At 71.1% G+C, this 16,974-nt stretch carries 13 protein-coding genes and 3 pseudogenes; 4 read left to right on the top strand and 12 right to left on the bottom strand.

The annotated features are described in order from the left end of the window. Nucleotides 1–28: 28 nt before the first annotated feature. The 6 genes and pseudogenes from GKE56_RS16650 to guaB all read right to left on the bottom strand — a co-directional run bounded on the left by GKE56_RS16650 (nt 29) and on the right by guaB (nt 9,074). Entirely contained in the window at nt 29–1,738 is a 1,710-nt protein-coding gene (locus tag GKE56_RS16650; RefSeq protein WP_154685499.1) for a GMC oxidoreductase, read from the bottom strand. Next, nucleotides 1,735–2,277: pseudogene (locus GKE56_RS18455) on the bottom strand (aldehyde dehydrogenase family protein); the annotation flags it as partial. The gene GKE56_RS16650 and the pseudogene GKE56_RS18455, both read right to left, overlap by 4 nt. 121 nt (nt 2,278–2,398) lie before the next feature. Further along, nucleotides 2,399–3,193, bottom strand: a pseudogene (locus GKE56_RS18450) (aldehyde dehydrogenase family protein); the annotation flags it as partial. Between the two features lie 145 nt (nt 3,194–3,338). Next, nucleotides 3,339–6,107 carry a penicillin acylase family protein gene (locus tag GKE56_RS16640; protein WP_154685498.1) on the bottom strand — a complete coding sequence of 923 codons (2,769 nt, stop codon included), beginning with the start codon at nt 6,105–6,107 and terminating at the stop codon, nt 3,339–3,341. 83 nt (nt 6,108–6,190) lie between these two features. Next, nucleotides 6,191–7,312 carry a GuaB3 family IMP dehydrogenase-related protein gene (locus GKE56_RS16635; protein WP_154685497.1) on the bottom strand — a complete coding sequence of 374 codons (1,122 nt, stop codon included), beginning with the start codon at nt 7,310–7,312 and terminating at the stop codon, nt 6,191–6,193. Nucleotides 7,313–7,546: 234 nt separating this feature from the next. After that, a pseudogene (guaB, locus tag GKE56_RS16630) lies at nt 7,547–9,074 on the bottom strand (IMP dehydrogenase). Nucleotides 9,075–9,331: 257 nt separating this feature from the next. Between guaB and GKE56_RS16625 the strand changes: the two are divergent. Together GKE56_RS16625 and GKE56_RS16620 are read left to right on the top strand one after the other, a co-directional pair. Beyond that, nucleotides 9,332–9,625 (top strand): WhiB family transcriptional regulator, encoded by a 294-nt coding sequence (locus GKE56_RS16625; RefSeq protein WP_154685496.1) that lies wholly within the window; start codon nt 9,332–9,334, stop codon nt 9,623–9,625. A gap of 32 nt (nt 9,626–9,657) precedes the next feature. Next, nucleotides 9,658–9,897, top strand: a complete 240-nt coding sequence (locus GKE56_RS16620) for an RNA-binding S4 domain-containing protein (protein ID WP_154685495.1) — start codon at nt 9,658–9,660, stop codon at nt 9,895–9,897. On the opposite strand, the gene GKE56_RS16615 is transcribed toward GKE56_RS16620, so the two are convergent. The 4 genes from GKE56_RS16615 to groES form a co-directional block, all read right to left on the bottom strand. Continuing rightward, entirely contained in the window at nt 9,866–10,915 is a 1,050-nt protein-coding gene (locus GKE56_RS16615; protein ID WP_154685494.1) for a hypothetical protein, read from the bottom strand. The genes GKE56_RS16620 and GKE56_RS16615 overlap by 32 nt on opposite strands. After that, nucleotides 10,912–11,463, bottom strand: a complete 552-nt coding sequence (locus tag GKE56_RS16610; protein WP_154685493.1) for a SigE family RNA polymerase sigma factor — start codon at nt 11,461–11,463, stop codon at nt 10,912–10,914. Before GKE56_RS16610 ends, GKE56_RS16615 begins: the two co-directional genes overlap by 4 nt. Before the next feature lie 153 nt (nt 11,464–11,616). Beyond that, a complete protein-coding gene (groL, locus tag GKE56_RS16605; protein ID WP_154685492.1) occupies nt 11,617–13,233 on the bottom strand; it encodes a chaperonin GroEL in 1,617 nt (538 codons plus the stop codon). A 100-nt stretch (nt 13,234–13,333) separates the two neighbouring features. Beyond that, nucleotides 13,334–13,627, bottom strand: coding sequence for a co-chaperone GroES (gene groES, locus GKE56_RS16600; protein ID WP_154685491.1), 294 nt, complete (start codon nt 13,625–13,627; stop codon nt 13,334–13,336). 255 nt (nt 13,628–13,882) lie between these two features. Here groES and GKE56_RS16595 point away from each other — a divergent pair, with 255 nt between their 5' ends. Further along, nucleotides 13,883–15,112 carry a class I SAM-dependent methyltransferase gene (locus GKE56_RS16595; RefSeq protein ID WP_154685490.1) on the top strand — a complete coding sequence of 410 codons (1,230 nt, stop codon included), beginning with the start codon at nt 13,883–13,885 and terminating at the stop codon, nt 15,110–15,112. A gap of 4 nt (nt 15,113–15,116) precedes the next feature. Here the strand turns inward: GKE56_RS16595 and GKE56_RS16590 are convergent, their stop codons facing one another. Continuing rightward, nucleotides 15,117–15,653 (bottom strand): cupin domain-containing protein, encoded by a 537-nt coding sequence (locus tag GKE56_RS16590; RefSeq protein ID WP_154685489.1) that lies wholly within the window; start codon nt 15,651–15,653, stop codon nt 15,117–15,119. A gap of 87 nt (nt 15,654–15,740) precedes the next feature. Here GKE56_RS16590 and GKE56_RS16585 point away from each other — a divergent pair, with 87 nt between their 5' ends. After that, complete coding sequence (locus tag GKE56_RS16585) at nt 15,741–16,397, top strand: TetR/AcrR family transcriptional regulator (protein WP_154685488.1); 657 nt, start codon at nt 15,741–15,743, stop codon at nt 16,395–16,397. On the opposite strand, the gene GKE56_RS16580 is transcribed toward GKE56_RS16585, so the two are convergent. After that, complete coding sequence (locus GKE56_RS16580; RefSeq protein WP_154685487.1) at nt 16,390–16,971, bottom strand: GNAT family N-acetyltransferase; 582 nt, start codon at nt 16,969–16,971, stop codon at nt 16,390–16,392. The genes GKE56_RS16585 and GKE56_RS16580 overlap by 8 nt on opposite strands. Nucleotides 16,972–16,974 lie beyond the last annotated feature (3 nt).

Genomic DNA, 16,974 nt, shown 5'->3' with positions numbered 1-16,974 from the left:
ACGATGACCAGCCCACGAACCACCTGCCTCAGACCACAGCGCTCTCGTGGGTGTACCGCACCACCGCAGGGCGCCCCGCCCTGACCGGCTCGACGACGGCATACGGTTCCCGCTGCGAGGGCCGCGGGTCGGCCTCGCCCTTGTTGGGCCACAACGACATCGCGCGCTCGGCCTGGGCCGTGATCGTCAACGAGGGGTTGACGCCGAGGTTCGCCGAGACGGCCGACCCGTCGACGACGTGCAGGTCGGGGTAACCCCAGATGCGGTGGTACCCGTCGATGACGCCGCGCTCCGGGCTCGACCCGATCGTCGCCCCGCCGAGGAAGTGCGCGGTCATCGGGATGTTCACGATCTCGCCGATGCTGCTACCGGCAAAGGCACGCAGCCCGGTGGCCTCGCTGAGCCTGCGGGCCAGGGCCACCATCGCCGTCTGCCCCGCGGGGATGTACGTCGGGTTGGGCTCCCCGTGGCCCTGGCGCGAGGTGAGCCCCCGGCCGCCGAAGAGGCCGACCCGACCGCGCACCTGCAGCGAGTTGTCGCGCGACTGCATGACCAGGCCGATGACGGTCCGCTCGCTCCAGCGGTACTGCGACAGCGACCGCACGAAGATCACGGGGTGCCGCACCGCCTCGACGACGAACCGCAGCGGCCGCGGCAGCCACCCGCCGGGCACGAGGATCGTGGCCATGACACCCATGGCGTTGGAACCCTTGCCGTAGCGCACGTTCTCGACATGGGTGTCGGCGTCCGGGTGGAACGACGCGGTGATGGCGACCCCCCGCGACAGGTCGGCCGCGGGGCTGGCCTTCTCCATCATCACGCCGTTGAGGGCCTCGGAGTTGGTGCGCGTGAGGTGGCCCAGGCGCGCGGAGATCCGCGGCAGGACCCCCGTCTGGCGCATGGCATGGAGGAGCTTCTGGGTGCCCCAGGCGCCGCCCGCGAACACGACCTGGTCGGCCGTGACCGTATGCCGCGCGCGGCGGAACCACGCGCCACTCGCCTCGTGGGTCACGGCATACCCACCGCCGGCGCGGGGCGCGACCCGCACCACCGTGCGCAACGGCTCGATGGTGACCCCGAGTCGCTCGGCGAGGGCGAGGTAGTTCTTGACGAGGGTGTTCTTCGCGCCGACCCGGCAGCCGACCATGCAGTTGCCGCACTCGGTGCACCCCGTGCGGTCCGGCCCGGCGCCGCCAAAGTAGGGGTCCGGGACCCGTCGTCCCGGCATCCCGTAGAACACGCCGGTAGGCGTCTTGCGGAAGGTGTCCTCGACCCCGAGGTCGCGCGCCGTGGCCCGCATGACGTCCTCGACGACGCCCTCGCAGGGGTTGGTGACGACGCCGAGCATCGTCGAGGCCATCGCGTAGTGCGGGGCGAGCTCGCGCTGCCAGTCGGTGATGTCGGCCCACTGGTGGTCGGCGAAGAACGGCGCCGGCGGCACGTAGAGCGTGTTGGCGTAGTTGAGCGACCCGCCACCCACGCCGGCACCGGCGAGGATGACCACGTCGGGCAGGCGGTGGATCCGTTGGACGCCGAAGCACTTCAGCCGGGGCGCCCACACGTAGTTCCGCAGGTCCCACGAGGTCTTGGCGAAGTCCTCGTCTCGGAAGCGCCGGCCCGACTCGACGACGTGGACGCGGTACCCCTTCTCGGCCAGGCGCAGCGCCGTCACCGACCCGCCGAAGCCGGACCCCACGACGAGGACGTCGTAGTCAGCCGGCGCCGAGCTCGCACTCACCGGCGGCCCAGCGCCTTCAACGTCTTGAGGGCGCCGGTCATCAGCCGGACATAGGTCTCCTCCGACATCCCACGCACGGGGGCGACCGGCACGAGGTACTGCGCGGTGACGTTCTGCGACTCGGTGTACTTGAGGATGCCCTCGGCGCCGTGGCGCCGACCGATCCCCGACTGCTTCATGCCGCCCATCGGAGCGGCCACGCTGCCCCAGGCGGCGGCATACGCCTCGTTGACGTTGACGGTGCCGGCCTGGATCGCGGTCGCGATGCGCCGACCGCGCGCGACGTCGCGGGTGTAGACGGCGGCGTTGAGCCCGTAGTCGGTGTCGTTGGCGAGCCGCACGGCCTCGTCGTCGGTGTGGACGCGGTAGATCGCGACGACGGGGCCGAATGTCTCGTCGTCGCGCAGGTCCATGGCCGCGCTCACGCCCTCGAGCACCGTGGGCTCGTAGAAGTACGGGCCGAGGTCCGGGCGCGGTCGGCCCCCGGTGAGGACCCTCGCACCCTTGGCCCGCGCGTCGTCGACGTGCGCGGTGACCCGCCTCGAGCTGCGCGGCGGAGACCAAGGACCCCATGTCGACGCCGTACGCGAGGTCGGCCCCGAGCCGCATCGTCTTGACGGCCGCCACGAACTTCCGGGTGAACTCCTCGGCCACCGACTCGTGCACGATCAGCCGTTCGACCGCGATGCAGAGCTGACCGGCGGAGGAGAAGCACGCCCGCACGGCGCCCTCGACGGCCTTGTCGAGGTCGGCGTCCTCGGCGACGTACATCGAGTTCTTGCCGCCCAGCTCGAGGGAGTAGCCGACGAGCCGCCCCGCCACCGACGTCGCCACGGACCGACCGGTCGCGGTCGAGCCGGTGTAGCAGACGTAGTCGGTGAGGTCGACGACCGCCTGGCCGACCGTGGGGCCGTCGCCGAGCACGACCTGCAGCACGGACTCGGGGAGCCCGGCCTCGGTCAGCAGGGCCACGGCCTGCAACGCGGTGAGCGACGCCTGCAGGTCGGGCCGCAGCACCACGGCGTTGCCGGCCATCAAAGCCGGGATGGCGTCGGTGACGGCCAGGCTCAGGGGGTAGTTCCACGGGCTGACCACCCCGACGACGCCGCGCGGGTGGTGGTGCTCGATCGTCTGGGTCAGCAGCGGAAAGAGCCCGGCCCGGCGGCGTGGGCGCAGGTATGCCGCGCCGGACCGCGCGTAGTGCCGGGCCACGATCGCCACGTCGGCGACCTCCTCGAACGCCTGCCGGCGCGTCTTGCCCGACTCGAGCTGGACCGTGTCGAGGAGCTGGGCCTGACGCTCGAGGACGAGGTCGTGGTAGCGCAGGAAGATGCGCTCGCGCAGCTCCATCGGCGTCCGGGACCACGACCGCTGGGCCGCCCGCGCGGCGTCCACCGCGACGGTCACGTCGGCCGGGGTCGACAGCGGGAGCGTGGCCAGTGGTGCGCCGGTCATCGGGGTGTGGCTCGTGTGGGTGGCTGCCCGGGGGGTGGCAACCACCCGCCGAACCAGCCGTCGCACGAGAGCCGGGTCCACGGCATACGTGGCAGTGGGGTCGGTCTCGGGGTCGGCGATGAGTTCCGGAGCCATGGGGGTCAGCCTAGGTCCGGGGCCGGTGAGCGGTGAAGGCCACCACTTGCTGGAAGGTGGGCCGGTTCTGCCAGTCGATCGGTCGCACGCCCACCACCCCCGCGGTGACCGAGCGGATGTCGTCGAGGTGCTTGTCGTAGGTCAGCTGGTCCACGCTGCTCACTCCCTCGTCTGCGAGCGCCCGGTGGATCGCGTCGGCCAGGGACGTGCGCAGCGTGGCCTGGCACGCCACGGCGTCGCCGGCACCGCAGTAGTGGTTGGCGTACGACGACGCGAACGGCGTCCCCGCCAGCTCGCGCAGGTCCTTGTTGACGTAGCCGTACCAGGCGATCTCGTTCCAGCTCGAGCCACGTCCCTGTCGCGGGTGGTCGTCGATGGGCTGTGGCAGCTCACTGGTGAGGGTTTCGCCGAGTCGACCGGCGAGCACGTCCCGAGCCACCGCCGAGCCGCCGCCGTCCCACCACTCGTCGAACAGGCGGATCGCCGCCTCGTGCTCGTAGTGTCCGGTCCTCGCCCGGTCGACCCGATGGGCCCCGTCCGCGAGCCACGCCTGCAGCAGCGCCCGGGCCTGGGCCGTCGCAGGGTCGTCGCCGATGGCCCGCAGCAGGGCGGGCAGCGTGTAGACGGCCCGGCTGTCCACGGTGGCGGCGTCCTCGACCAGACCGGTCACTCGACCGATGTCGACCTTGCCGCCGTTGGCAGTGGCCGCCTTGATGCGGTCCTCGAGCGCGAGGCTGCGGTAGACGGTGCCGTACGCCCACACACTGTCGGCGGCAGCGAACCCGGGCGCCGGCTTGTTGTTCCACGACACGAAGTAGCCGCGGCTGGGGTTGACCTGCTGCGGGTGCGCCGAGTCGGCCAGCCATCCGGTCCAGTCGTACCGGGCGTCGCCCCAGCGCGGCAGGTCGAAGTCCGTGCCCGCGGCTCGCAGCGGCAGCCGACCCGAGGAGAAGTACGCGATGTCCCGGTCGTCGGCGTAGAACCAGTTGAAGGTGTAGTCGATCCCCGCTGCCGCTGCCTTGAACGACGTGGCATCCCGGGTGTAGCCGGGGTCGTTGAGCCGGGCGAACCCAGCGATCGAGTCGACCTCGTGCTGGTAGGTGCTGCGCTGGGTCACGATGGCGACCGGCACCCCCTTGACGGTGGTCCGCAGCTGCACGATGCCGTGCCGGCTCCGCAGCACGAGGTAGGTGTACTTCTGGGGCGGCGTCGGCGATGCCGGGCTGGGCGTGGCGAGGTAGGAGTGCTGGTAGCGCTCCAACGGCACGCACGTGCCGTCGCGGAGGTATGCCGTCGAGCTCACCGTGGCCGGGGAGCCGTCGGTGTTGCACAGGCGTTCGGCGACGGTGTCCACCAGGTCGCTGGAGGCGCTGGTGGCTGACCAGGCGTAGTCCACCCCGCGCCCGAGCTGCACCACGAGGTTGGTTCCGGCGAACGACACGCCCCGCGCCTTGATGCCGGGGCCGTCGAGGACCTCCTCGGTGAGCAGCTGCGGCGTGTAGTAGCCGGTCTGCGGGCCGAACACCGTGACGGGGTGGCCGGTGGTTGAGTGCTTGGCGTCCACCAGCATCGCGTTGGACATGCCCCGGCTGACGATGGGCACGTCGATGGTGCCCATCGGGGTGTTCATCGACAGGTCCCGCGACGGACCTCCCGGGGTGAGCGCGGGCAGGCCCGACGGCAGCGTCGTGCCGTCGATGGCCGCGCCCGTCCCGGGCGCCTGTGGCCCGTTGACGTCGGGTAGGGCCACCCCTGGCTGGCGCTCGTTGACGGGGCCGCCACCGTACGGGAACCGTGTCTCAGCGGTCGTGGGCGCGTCGGCGTCGTTCTTCTCCCGGAGGTCGTTGTAGATGGAGCGACCTTGCGCTGCACCGAACTTCGCCTGCACGCGCTGGAGCCAGAGGGCGTTCTGGTACTCGTTGCCGCCGCCCTTGCCGAAGATGCCGCCCACGAGCGAAGCGACATAGGTGACGTCGGCGCGGGTCCACGGCTGCGGGGTCTTGCCGAGCGCGGCATACTCCGCCGGGCAGCTGGGGGCGACGGGGCTCCCACCGGGGCACATCGCGTCCTGGGCGGCGTTGATCCCGGCGATGAACGCGTCGGCCCCCTGCAGGAGGCGCTGGCCCTCGGCCCCGAACCGGATGGCCGCGTTGCCAAGCTGGGCCTGGGCCTCGGCCTCGGTGTAGAACGCCGACCGGAGCTGTTCGCGGTCCATCTCGAGGTTGCCGGGGGTCGCGCCCGCGAACTCCGCGAGGCGGGCTCGGCCGGCGTGCCGCAGCACGTCCATGAGGAACATGCGGTCCTTGGTGCCCGCATACCCGGCGCCCCACATGGTGTCGTCGTACGTCGCGCCGGTGATGTACGGGACGCCGTACGAGTCCCACCGGATCGACACCCCGGACTTGGGGGCACTCTGGCGCACGACCGTGTCGGGGGTGAATCCCGCGCGCTTGTAGTAGGACCCGATGTCGGCGGTCGTGATGCCGGCCGGGTCCCGCCGGTTGAGGCCGTCGTACTTCTCGAGCTGGTCGGCGAAGTTCGGCGGCGCGTTCTTCCCGTCGACGGCGATCCGGTTCGGGTCGCCGCTGGCCACCTGGACCAGGTCCGGGGCAGTGATGGTGCCCGACTGGCCGGGGGGAAGGATGTTCCAGAGCGAGCCGTAGTCGTCCGCTCCAGCCCCGGTGGCGGGTGCGGCCAGCGTGACCGCCACGAAGGCCGCGCACACCCCCGCCCCCACCAGTGCCGTGGTCCCGCCGATCCCGCCGATGGGTGTGCGCATGCCTCAGTCCTCCGTCACCGCCGTTGGTGTGCAGGCTGACAACGAGACGGACGACCGGAAGTTACTGTCGGTAACCTGACGAGCTAGCTGCGCTGGTAGGGCGCCACGACGACCTCGACGCGCTGGAACTCCTTGAGGTCGGAGTATCCGGTGGTGGCCATGGCCCGCCGCAGCGCACCGATGAGGTTGCCCTTGCCGTCCGCGGTGCGGCCGGGTCCGAACAGCACCTGCTCCAGCGGGGCGATGGCGCCGACCTCGACGCGCTCGCCGCGGGGCAGGTCGGGGTGGTGCGCCTCGGGGCCCCAGTGGTGGCCGCGGCCCGGTGCGTCGGTGGCGCGCGCCAGGGCCGCCCCGAGCATGACGGCGTCGGCGCCGCAGGCGACAGCCTTGACGATGTCGCCGCTATCTCCCATTCCCCCGTCGGCGATGACGTGGACGTAGCGGCCGCCGGACTCGTCGAGGTAGTCGCGACGCGCGGCCGCGACGTCGGCGATGGCACTGGCCATCGGGGCGTGGATGCCCAGCGTGCGCCGGGTGGTGTGCGCCGCTCCCCCGCCGAAGCCGACGAGCACGCCCGCCGCACCGGTGCGCATGAGGTGCAGCGCCGCGGTGTAGGACGCGGCCCCACCGACGATGACCGGCACGTCGAGCTCGTAGATGAAGCGCTTGAGGTTGAGTGGCTCGGCGCGGCTGGAGACGTGCTCGGCACTGACGGTGGTGCCGCGGATGACGAAGAGGTCCACGCCTGCGTCGACGACGGTCTTCCAGAACTGCTGGGTGCGCTGCGGGCTCAGCGCGCCCGCGACGGTCACCCCGGCGTCGCGGATGTGGCGGAGCCGCTCGGCGATCAGCTCAGGCTGGATCTCGGCGGAGTAGATCTCCTGCATGCGCGCCGTGGCGACGGCCGGGTCGAGAGTCGGGATCTCGGCAAGCAACGCGCTGGGGTCCTCGTAGCGGGTCCACAGACCCTCGAGGTCGAGCACCGGCAGACCGCCCAACCGGCCTAGCGCGATGGCCGAGTCCGGTGACATGACCGAGTCCATCGGGGCGGCGATCACCGGGATGTCGAAGTGGTAGGCGTCGATCTGCCAGCTCACGGACACCTCCTCCGGGTCGCGCGTGCGCCGGGAGGGCACCACCGCGATGTCGTCGAAGGAGTACGCCCGACGGCCGCGTTTGCCGCGTCCGATCTCGATCTCAGTCACCGGAGGATGCTATCGGGCTCCTCGTGCCGGGTGGACGTCCCGCCGCCGGGGGTGAGGGGGCGGCCGGCGACGGGACGCCACGGGTCGCCTACGCGGACAGACCCGCGTGGGCGAGGTCCTCGGGCGAACGCGCCCCTGCACCGGCCGCCAACGTGGGCCGTTCCCAGCGTAGATCGATCGTTGCCCGACTGTGTTCACACCGATGGCGTATGCCGGTCGGGCGCGTACCGGGCGTCAGCGCCCGCTGTAGTTGGGCGCCTCGATGGTCATCTGGATGTCGTGGGGGTGGCTCTCCTTGAGCCCCGCCGAGGTGATCCGCACGAAGGTGCCTCGCGCCTTGAGCTCGGGCACGGTGCGGGCCCCGACGTAGAACATCGACTGGTGCAGGCCGCCGACGAGCTGGTGCACGACGTTGGCGAGCGGGCCGCGGTAGGCCACCTGGCCCTCGATGCCCTCGGGCACGATCTTGTCGTCGCTGGTCACGTCGGCCTGGAAGTAGCGGTCCTTGGAGTACGACTTCTTCCCGCGCGAGGACATCGCCCCCAGCGACCCCATGCCGCGGTAGGACTTGAACTGCTTGCCGTTGACGAAGATCAGGTCGCCGGGGCTCTCCTCGCAGCCGGCGAGCAGCGAGCCGAGCATGACGGTGTCGGCACCGGCGACCAGGGCCTTGGCGATGTCGCCGGAGTACTGCAGCCCGCCGTCGCCGATCACGGGGACGCCGGCCCGACGACAGGCCAGCGACGCGTCGTAGATCGCGGTCACCTGGGGCACGCCCACGCCAGCGACGATCCGGGTCGTGCAGATCGAGCCCGGTCCGACACCGACCTTGACCGCGTCGACGCCTGCGTCGACGAGCGCCTGGGCGCCGGCGCGGGTGGCGACGTTGCCGCCGATCACCTGGACCTGGCGCGTGGCAGGGTCGGCCTTGAGGCGGCGGATCATGTCGAGCAGCAGCCGGGCGTGGCCGTGGGCCGTGTCGACGACGAGGACGTCCACCCCGGCCTCGATGAGGGTGGTGGCGCGCAGCCAGGCATCGCCGAAGTACCCCACGGCGGCACCGACCATGAGCCGTCCGTGGTCGTCCTTGCTGGCGTCGGGGAACTGCTCGGACTTCACGAAGTCCTTGACGGTGATCAGCCCGGCGAGGCGACCCTGCTCGTCGACCAGCGGCAGCCGTTCGCGCTTGTGCTGGCGCAGCAGCGTGGTGGCGTCCTCGCGGGAGATGCCGACGGCGCCGGTCACCAGCGGCATCGGCGTCATGACGTCGCGCACCCGCGTCGTCGCCCACTCGGCGACCGGCGTGAACCGCAGGTCGCGGTTGGTGATCATGCCGAGCAGGGTGTTGCCCGGGTCGACCACGGGCAGACCGGAGACGCGGTACTCGCCACAGCGCCGGTCGAGCTCCTCGAGGGTGGCGTCCGGCCCGATCGTCACGGGGTTGGAGATCATGCCGGTCTGGGTGCGCTTGACGAGGTCGACCTGGTAGGCCTGGTCCTCGATCGACAGGTTGCGGTGCAGGACCCCGAGGCCGCCCTGGCGTGCCATGGCGATGGCCATGCGGGACTCCGTGACCGTGTCCATGGCACTGGAGATCAGGGGGGACGCGCAGGGAGATCTCGCGGGTCAGCCGTGCGGTGGTGTCCACCTCGGACGGGATGACCTCGGTCTCGCCCGGCAGGAGCAGGACGTCGTCGTAGGTCAGCCCCAGCTTGGCGAAGGGGTCACGTTCGTCGTCGGCGCTGGCGTCGGACTGGCTCAGCGCGGGCTCCGAAGCGGCGAGATGGGGCAGGCGGTCGTCCACACCAAGGCTCATTGCACAATCCTAACCGGCGCCGACCGGGCCCCTCGACCGGCTCGCGCACCTCCCCTTCCCACGCCCGTCCAGCATCTGATATGGCACCCCGGCGGCTGCCAGGTCCTTGAACAACTCCTTACTTTGCGAGTCTGTTTCCGCAGGTCACAGCGGGGTAGCGTCCTTTGACGAGCGGCACCGTGCCGCGGGGAGGTGACATCGACATGGCTGAACTGTCGCGGCTTCCGGGTCCGGTTGCGGATCTGTGGGACTGGCAGCTCGAGGGGTCCTGCCGCCAGGTGAACCCCGAGGTGTTCTTCCACCCCGAAGGCGAGCGGGGTCCCGCCCGTCGCTCGCGTGACTCGCAGGCCAAAGAGGTCTGCCTCGCCTGCCCCGTGCTGCGCCAGTGCCGCGACCACGCCCTGCGCGTTCGCGAGCCCTACGGCGTCTGGGGTGCCATGACCGAGGACGAGCGCGAGGCCCACTACGCCGGTCACAGCGTCCCGGCGGCCAGCTGAGCCGCGCCAAACTGGGTGCCTAGACTCGGGGGGTGAGCAGCCCCCTCGAAGTGCCCATCCGTGACGAGTCCATCCGGCTCGGCCAGCTGCTCAAGCTCGCCGGCGTCGTCGATGACGGGTCGATGGCACGGATGGTGATCGAGAACGCCGAGGTCACCGTCGACGGAGTGGTCACCGTTCGGCGCGGCACCCAGGTGCGGCCCGGCCAGACCGTGACGTATGCCGGCCAGTCCCTCGTCGTCACGGCCCCGGAATCCCCAGAGCGGCGTTGAGCATCCTCGTGGTGGCCAGGCTGGCGACGACCTGGTCCCCCTGCACCCAGTTCACCAGCGCCGCAACGGTGCCGCCGCTGCCGTCGCCGCACACGCCCGACAGCACGACCGACTGGCCGCTCGTCGTCACCGTGTTGACGACCACCATCCCGGTCTGCGGGATCGCACACCGGGTGGCGACCTTGGCGGACCCCTTCCGCCCGATGTCAGCGTTGAGCACCGCGATCTGCACCGTGCTCAGCACGGTTCGCCACGGTGGTTCGCTCGCGCGCGGGAGCCGGCTCGCGTCGGGTAGCGGGTAGAAGCAGGCCGTCGCCTGCGCGAACACGCTTCCCGGCCGCAGGGCCGCAGGCGCATCGGAGGCGGGGAGAAGCCGCTGCTGGAGCACCGAGGGGCACTTGAGGAACGGATCGGTCTGGGTGCTCGCCCACTCCTGCCACTGCTGGTCACCGAGCGCGATGAAGTAGCGGTCAAGAGCGGGCCAGCCGTTGCAGGCGAGCGTCTGGTTGTCGCGGACGCTCACCACGCCGTCGAGACCGAGCACGAGCATCCGGTATGCCGGTCCCGCGGGCAGCGCGGCGCACGCCCGGGTGCGGTCTGGCGGGTCGAACCGCAGGAAGTCCAGGTCTGCGGGCGAGGAGACCGGTTCGTCGGCTGGCAGCGACCCGGGCCACACCGAGGCAGCGCTGCCGTCGGCGCACACGAGGACCTCCCGCGCGGTCGAGCTCATCGGTTCGGTGCGCGACATCGTCGCCGAGGGCAGGTCCTGGCCGGACAGCGCGCAGGTCAGGTGACCGACCCGCACCACCGGGGTGACGGCACGGTCGCGAAAAGCCCCTGACGCGACCGCGCCGCCCCCGGCCAGTACGAGGACCAGACCGGCAGCCACGCTGGCGAGGCGCACACGGCGCGCGTGCGCGGCATACCTGCGGGCCCCGTCGGCCAGGCCGTCGGTGGCCGGGTCCAATGGCGCCGACTCGGTCAGCGCCGCACGCAGCAGGCTCTCGATGTCCGTCATCCGAGTCCTCCGTCCGCTTCCGCGCCGCTGTCGCCCCACTCGTCCTGGTAGGTCAGCAGGGGGCTGCGTCGCAGCACGGCCAGGGCGCGGGCGGTCTGGCTCTTCACCGTGCCGACGGAGCAGTCCAGCGCCTCGGCCGTCTGCGCCTCGGTGAGGTCCTCGAAGTAGCGCAGGACCACGACTGCCCGCTGACCCCGCGGCAGCTGGGCGAGGGCAGCGAGGACATCGCGACGCAGGGTGGCCAGGTCCTCCTCGTCCGGGTTGTCGCCGGGCTCGGGCACGACCTCGGTGGGGTACTCGGCGTTCCACCGCCGGCGCCACCAGGCGATGTACGTGGTGAGCATGACGCGGCGGACGTAGGCGTCGTAGGAGCCGTCACCCTGTTCGGAAATCCTCCGCCACTGCGGCCACGCCTTGCCGAGCGCCGTCTGCACGAGGTCCTCGGCACGCTGGTGGTCACCGGTGAGCAGCCAGGCCCGACGCAGCAGGGCCGCCCCACGCGCCGCGACGTAGTCGTCGAAGGTCGGCGCGGCCACCGGTCGTGTCATCACCACCACCTCGCCCCAAGCCAGCCCTCGCACATCTCCTGAAAGCGGTCGGGCCCCCGACAAGGTTGTCACCGATGACCGCGAACCACCTCCACCGCCGACGAAGGCCCGCCCCCGCAGCAGCGGGGACGGGCCTTCGGGGAGCAGGCTGGGTCAGTGACCGTGGCCGTGGCCGTGGCCACCGGCTGCGGGCTCTTCCTCTTCCTTCTTCTCCACGACGAGCGTGTCGGTGGTCAGGACCATCGACGCGATCGACGCGGCGTTGCGCAGGGCGGAGCGGGTGACCTTGACCGGGTCGATGACCCCGGCCTTGATCAGGTTGACGTACTCGCCGGTCGCGGCGTCGAGGCCGTTGCCGACCTCGAGCTCGCGCACCTTGGAGACCGCCACGTAGCCCTCGAGACCGGCGTTCTCGGCAATCCAGCGCAGCGGCTCGGCCGCGGCCTTCTTGACGATGAGCGAACCGGTTGCCTCGTCGCCGTCGAGGCCGAGGCCGTCGATGACCGCCGAGGCGTGGACGAGGGCCGAGCCGCCGCCGGCGACGATGCCCTCCTCGATGGCCGCGCGGGTCGCCGAGATGGCGTCCTCGATGCGGTGCTTCTTCTCCTTGAGCTCCACCTCGGTGTGGGCACCCACCTTGATGACGCAGACGCCACCGGCGAGCTTGGCGAGGCGCTCCTGGAGCTTCTCGCGGTCCCAGTCGGAGTCGGTGCGCTCGATCTCGGCCTTGATCTGGTTGACCCGGCCGGTGACGTCGTCGCTGTTGCCGCCGCCGTCGATGATCGTCGTGGTGTCCTTGGTGACGACGATGCGGCGGGCCTGGCCCAGCACGTCGAGGTCGACCTGGTCGAGCTTGAGCCCGACCTCCTCGGAGATGACCTGGCCGCCGGTGAGGACGGCCATGTCCTGGAGCATCGCCTTGCGACGGTCGCCGAAGCCGGGCGCCTTGACCGCGACCACGTTGAACGTGCCGCGGATCTTGTTGACGACCAGGGTCGACAGCGCCTCGCCGTCGACGTCCTCGGCGATGATCACCAGCGGCTTGCCGGACTTGACGACCTTCTCCAGGACCGGCAGGACGTCGGCGATGGCCGAGATCTTGCCCTGGTGGATGAGGACGTAGGCGTCCTCGACGACAGCCTCCATGCGCTCGGCGTCGGAGATGAAGTACGGCGAGATGTAGCCCTTGTCGAACTGCATGCCCTCGGTGAACTCGAGCTCGGTCGTCGCGGTCGAGGACTCCTCGACAGTGATGACACCGTCCTTGCCGACCTTGTCGAACGCGTCGGCGATGGTGGCGCCGATGGCCTGGTCCTGTGCGGACAGGGCGGCGACCTGGGCGATCTCGTCCTTGCCCTCGATCTCGCGAGCGGTCTTGAGCAGCTGCTCGGACACGGCCTCGACGGCCTTGTCGATACCGCGCTTCAGGCTGGCCGGGGCGGCACCCGCGGCAACGTTGCGCAGGCCCTCCTTGACCATGGCCTGAGCCAGGACGGTGGCCGTGGTGGTGCCGTCACCCGCGACGTCGTTGGTCTTGGTGGCGACCTCCTTGGCGAGCTGGGCGCCGAGGTTTTCGTACGGGTCCTCGAGCTCGATCTCACGCGCGATGGTGACACCGTCGTTCGTGATGGTCGGGGCGCCCCACTTCTTGTCGATGACGACGTTGCGACCCTTTGGGCCGAGCGTCACCTTGACGGCGTTCGCGAGCGCGTCAACGCCGCGCTCCAGCGACTTGCGAGCCGAGTCGTTGAACTCCAGCGTCTTAGCCATGAATGTCCTTCTCTAACAGTGAATCTCGGGGTGAGAGGCGACATGCCCCGTATGCCGGGTAGCCGGCATACGGGGCATGTCACTCACATGGTGCGATTGCTCAGCCGACGACGGCGAGGACGTCGCGGGCGGAGAGGATGAGGTACTCCTCGCCGCCGTGCTTGATCTCGGTGCCGCCGTACTTGCTGTAGATCACGCGGTCGCCGACCTTGACGTCGAGCGGGACGCGGTTGCCGTTGTCGTCGATGCGGCCCGGGCCGATCGCGAGGACCTCGCCCTCCTGGGGCTTCTCCTTCGCGGTGTCCGGGATGACCAGGCCAGACGCGGTGGTCTGCTCGGCCTCGACGGACTTGACGACGATGCGGTCTTCGAGCGGCTTGATGGAAACCGACACGTTGAGGACCTCCCCTTCGGGAATGTCGAAGTTGGACAGGTGGATGGTGCTGGGTGCTGCGGTACTGCCGAGTCAGCCACCGATCGGGTCGCCGTCGCGGGGGTCGACCCTGGTGGTGGCGTTAGCACTCGGCGAACCGGAGTGCCAACGGCAAATCTAGGCTCGTCGTTAGCACTCGGTCAACTCGAGTGCCAGAAGTGCTCGAGGCGTTCGCCCACGGCGGACACCGCCGCGGCATACGACAGAATGCGGCGCATGGATCTCGCCCTGCTGCGCCAGCTCACCACCGGCGAGGGCTGGGGCCTGCTGCAGTCGCTGCCACCCTACGACGAGACGTCGGCACTCCCCCTCCAGCAACGCCTCCGCGCCGCCGGTTTCGACCCCGACCTGGTCGCTGCGGCGCTCAACCAGTCGCGGCTGCGAGCCCGCGCCATGGACAAGTTCGGCGAGTTCGCCCGCGGCATGGTCCTCACCTCGGACGGCCTCGAGCAGGCCACCCGGCTGGGCGTCGCGGCGCAGCACGCCCAGCGCTTCCGGGCGGCCGGCATCCACACGGTCCACGACCTCGGCTGCGGCATCGGCGCCGACGCGATGGCGATGGCCGGCCTCGACCTGCGCGTGCGTGCGATCGACGTCGACGAGGTGACGGCGGCGATGGCGGCCGTCAACCTGCGGCACTGGCCCGACTCGACCGCCCGGCACGGGGCGGTCGAGTCGTTCCGGCCCCCGGCAGGCGAGGGCGCCCGCGGCGTCGGCGCGTGGCTCGACCCGGCCCGGCGCACCCCCGGAGTCGCGGACGCGGCCGGACGCACCCGGCGGGTCTTCGCGCTGGCCGAGATCTCACCGTCCTGGGAGACCGTGCAGTCGATCGCCGCGGCGCTGCCTGCGACGGGGGCCAAGCTCAGTCCGGGCTTCCCCCACGCTGCGGTCCCGGCCGGCGTCGAAGCCCAGTGGACCTCGTGGGACGGCGACGTCGTCGAGTGCGCACTCTGGTGGGGCCCGCTCGTGCGCACGGCAGGCCGGACTGCCGCGGTCCTGCGCTCAGGGGCACCCTCGGTCGTGGTCACCGAGGCCGAGGGTGACGACACTCCCAGCCTGGTCAACCTCGCCCAGGTCGGGGCCTGGCTCTACGAGCCCGATCGGGCCGTGTTGCGCGCCGGCCTCGTCTCTGCGCTGACCGCCGCCACCGGGGGCTCCGAGCTCGACTCCGGCGTCGGCTACGTCACCGCCGACCAGTCCGTCGAGGTCCCCTACGCGCGCCGGTATGCCGTCGTCGAGGCGATGCCGTTCAACGTCAAGGCGCTGCGCGGCTGGCTGCGCGACCACGGTTTCGACCGGCTGACGATCAAGAAGCGCGGGGTGAGCGTGGACGCCGACCTGTTGCGCCGTCAGCTGCGGCTGCCCCCGCGGGGCACCTCCGAGGCCGTCGTCGTGCTCACCCGGGTGCGCAGCAACCAGGTCGCCCTGATCGTCCGACCGGCCTGAGCCCTCAGGCCCCCTCGGGTATCGGCGGCCCGACGACCTCGAGCCCGTACCGCGGGCCGACCTCGTTCCAGCGCTTGATCTCCTCGGGCATCGGCCGGCCGTCGGCACCGGGCAACCGGTGCTCGGCGGCGGGCAGGCCCACCTCGTCGTAGAGCGCGAGCAGGTGGCCCGGGTCACTGAGGCCGAGGAAGCGCACCGGGCTGGTGCCGGTGACGCGGAACGCGTGGGGCACGAGGGCCGGGAGCCAGATGAAGTCGCCCGCCTCGAGGTGGAACGTGTCGTCGCCTGCGCGGTAGGTCATCGAGCCGTCGAGGAGGAAGAACGCCTCGGCCTCGCGGGTGTGTCGGTGCAGCGGCGTGGCGATGCCCGGTGGCTGGGTCACGACGGCGACGCCCAGCGTCCCGCCGGACTCCTCGGCCGTGAGCAGGTGCTCGAACAGCGAGCCCATGGCCCACGTGCCCCGAGCGGTTCCCGCTGGACGGAAGACCGCCCGCCCCGGCGTTGACGCGTCGGCGTCGGCTGGCGTCGCGACCTGGACCATGCTGCCTCCTGGGGCTCGTTCACCGGGCTGGGTCACCGGCTAATTGACCGGAAGCGCCTTCGGGTGAATATTGCTACAGTAGGACTCGTGGCCGAGCCCGTCAAGACCCGCCCGTACCGATCCGAGGTCCGCGCCGAGAAGGCAGCCGCCACCCGACGGGCCGTGCTCGACGCGGCGCGCGGCTTGATGGTGGCGAAGGGCTACGACGCCACCACCGTCGCCGAGATCGCCCGGGTCGCCGGGGTCGCCATGGACACCGTCTATGCCAGCGTGGGTCGCAAGCCCGAGCTCGTCGTCGCGGTCATCGACATGGTGCTCGGGTCGTCCGACGAGCCGATCCCGGCGCAGCAGCGCGACTACGTCGTCGCCATCCGCGCCGCCCGCACGGGCCAGGAGAAGCTGCACCTGTATGCCGCGTCGATGGGGGTAGTCATGCCCCGCACCGCGCCGCTGATCGATGCCCTGCGGCGCGCCGGCGAGACCAACGACGACTGCGCCGCGGCGTGGTCCGCACTGGTCGACCGCAGGGCGCGGAACATGCTCCTGTTCGCCGCCGACCTGCGCGCGTCGGGCGACCTGCGCACGGATCTCGACGACCGCGAGGTGGCCGACATCGTGTGGTCGACCAATGCGCCGGAGTACTACCTCCTGCTGGCTGCGCGCGGCTGGTCGACCGAGCGGTACGTGCGCCTGCTGGAGGACCTCTGGTGCCGTCTCCTGCTCGAGCCCGGACCGGCTACCTGACCGGCGGGCTGACCGGCACCGTGCGGCGCATGACGCAGTTGTTCGCGCCCTTGCTGCGGACGTAGGTGAAGCCGGCGCGCTCGAACAGCGCACGGGTTCCGTTGTACAGGACCGCCTGCTTCTTCCCGGCGGTGTCGTGCGGGTACCCCTCGACCACACCACCGCCCGCCGCCGCGATCAGGTCGACGGCGCCCTCGAGGGCGACCGACGACAACCCCCGTCGGCGGTAGCGCTTGTCCACGAAGATGCACGTGATCCGGTAGTCGGGGAGGACGTCGAGCTCCGCGGCATACTGCTTGCGGTGGTAGATGTTCGGCAGCTCTTGTGGCGTACCGAACTCGCACCAAGCCACGACCTCGTCCCCGTCGTACACCAGCGCCGCGTGCGCTCGGCCCTCGTCGACGAGGCGCCGCTTGAGGGAGCGGTTGCCCTCGTAGGTGCGTTCCTTGTCGGCGCTCAGGGTGTGGAACCAGGTGCACCAACAGCCACCGAACACACCGTTGTGCCGCTCCGCGAGCCCGGCGAACCCGTCCCAGCTGTCCGGCGCCAGCGGCCTGACCACGTACTCGCCCATGAT

This window comes from Nostocoides sp. HKS02 (genome assembly GCF_009707485.1).
Taxonomy (GTDB): Bacteria; Actinomycetota; Actinomycetes; order Actinomycetales; family Dermatophilaceae; genus Pedococcus.
The sequence above is the reverse complement of the archived record's forward strand: the minus strand, read 5'-3'. Positions and strand labels throughout refer to the sequence as shown.

Bases quoted from the DNA above. Each gene is read 5' to 3' on its own strand.
- GKE56_RS16590 (WP_154685489.1), bottom strand. From the start codon at position 15,653: ATGGTCCAGGTCGCGACGCCAGCCGACGCCGACGCGTCAACGCCGGGG.
- GKE56_RS16595 (WP_154685490.1), top strand. From the start codon at position 13,883: ATGGATCTCGCCCTGCTGCGCCAGCTCACCACCGGCGAGGGCTGGGGC.
- GKE56_RS16640 (WP_154685498.1), bottom strand. From the start codon at position 6,107: ATGCGCACACCCATCGGCGGGATCGGCGGGACCACGGCACTGGTGGGG.
- GKE56_RS16615 (WP_154685494.1), bottom strand. From the start codon at position 10,915: ATGACGGACATCGAGAGCCTGCTGCGTGCGGCGCTGACCGAGTCGGCG.
- GKE56_RS16625 (WP_154685496.1), top strand. From the start codon at position 9,332: ATGGCTGAACTGTCGCGGCTTCCGGGTCCGGTTGCGGATCTGTGGGAC.
- GKE56_RS16580 (WP_154685487.1), bottom strand. From the start codon at position 16,971: ATGGGCGAGTACGTGGTCAGGCCGCTGGCGCCGGACAGCTGGGACGGG.
- GKE56_RS16610 (WP_154685493.1), bottom strand. From the start codon at position 11,463: ATGACACGACCGGTGGCCGCGCCGACCTTCGACGACTACGTCGCGGCG.
- groL (WP_154685492.1), bottom strand. From the start codon at position 13,233: ATGGCTAAGACGCTGGAGTTCAACGACTCGGCTCGCAAGTCGCTGGAG.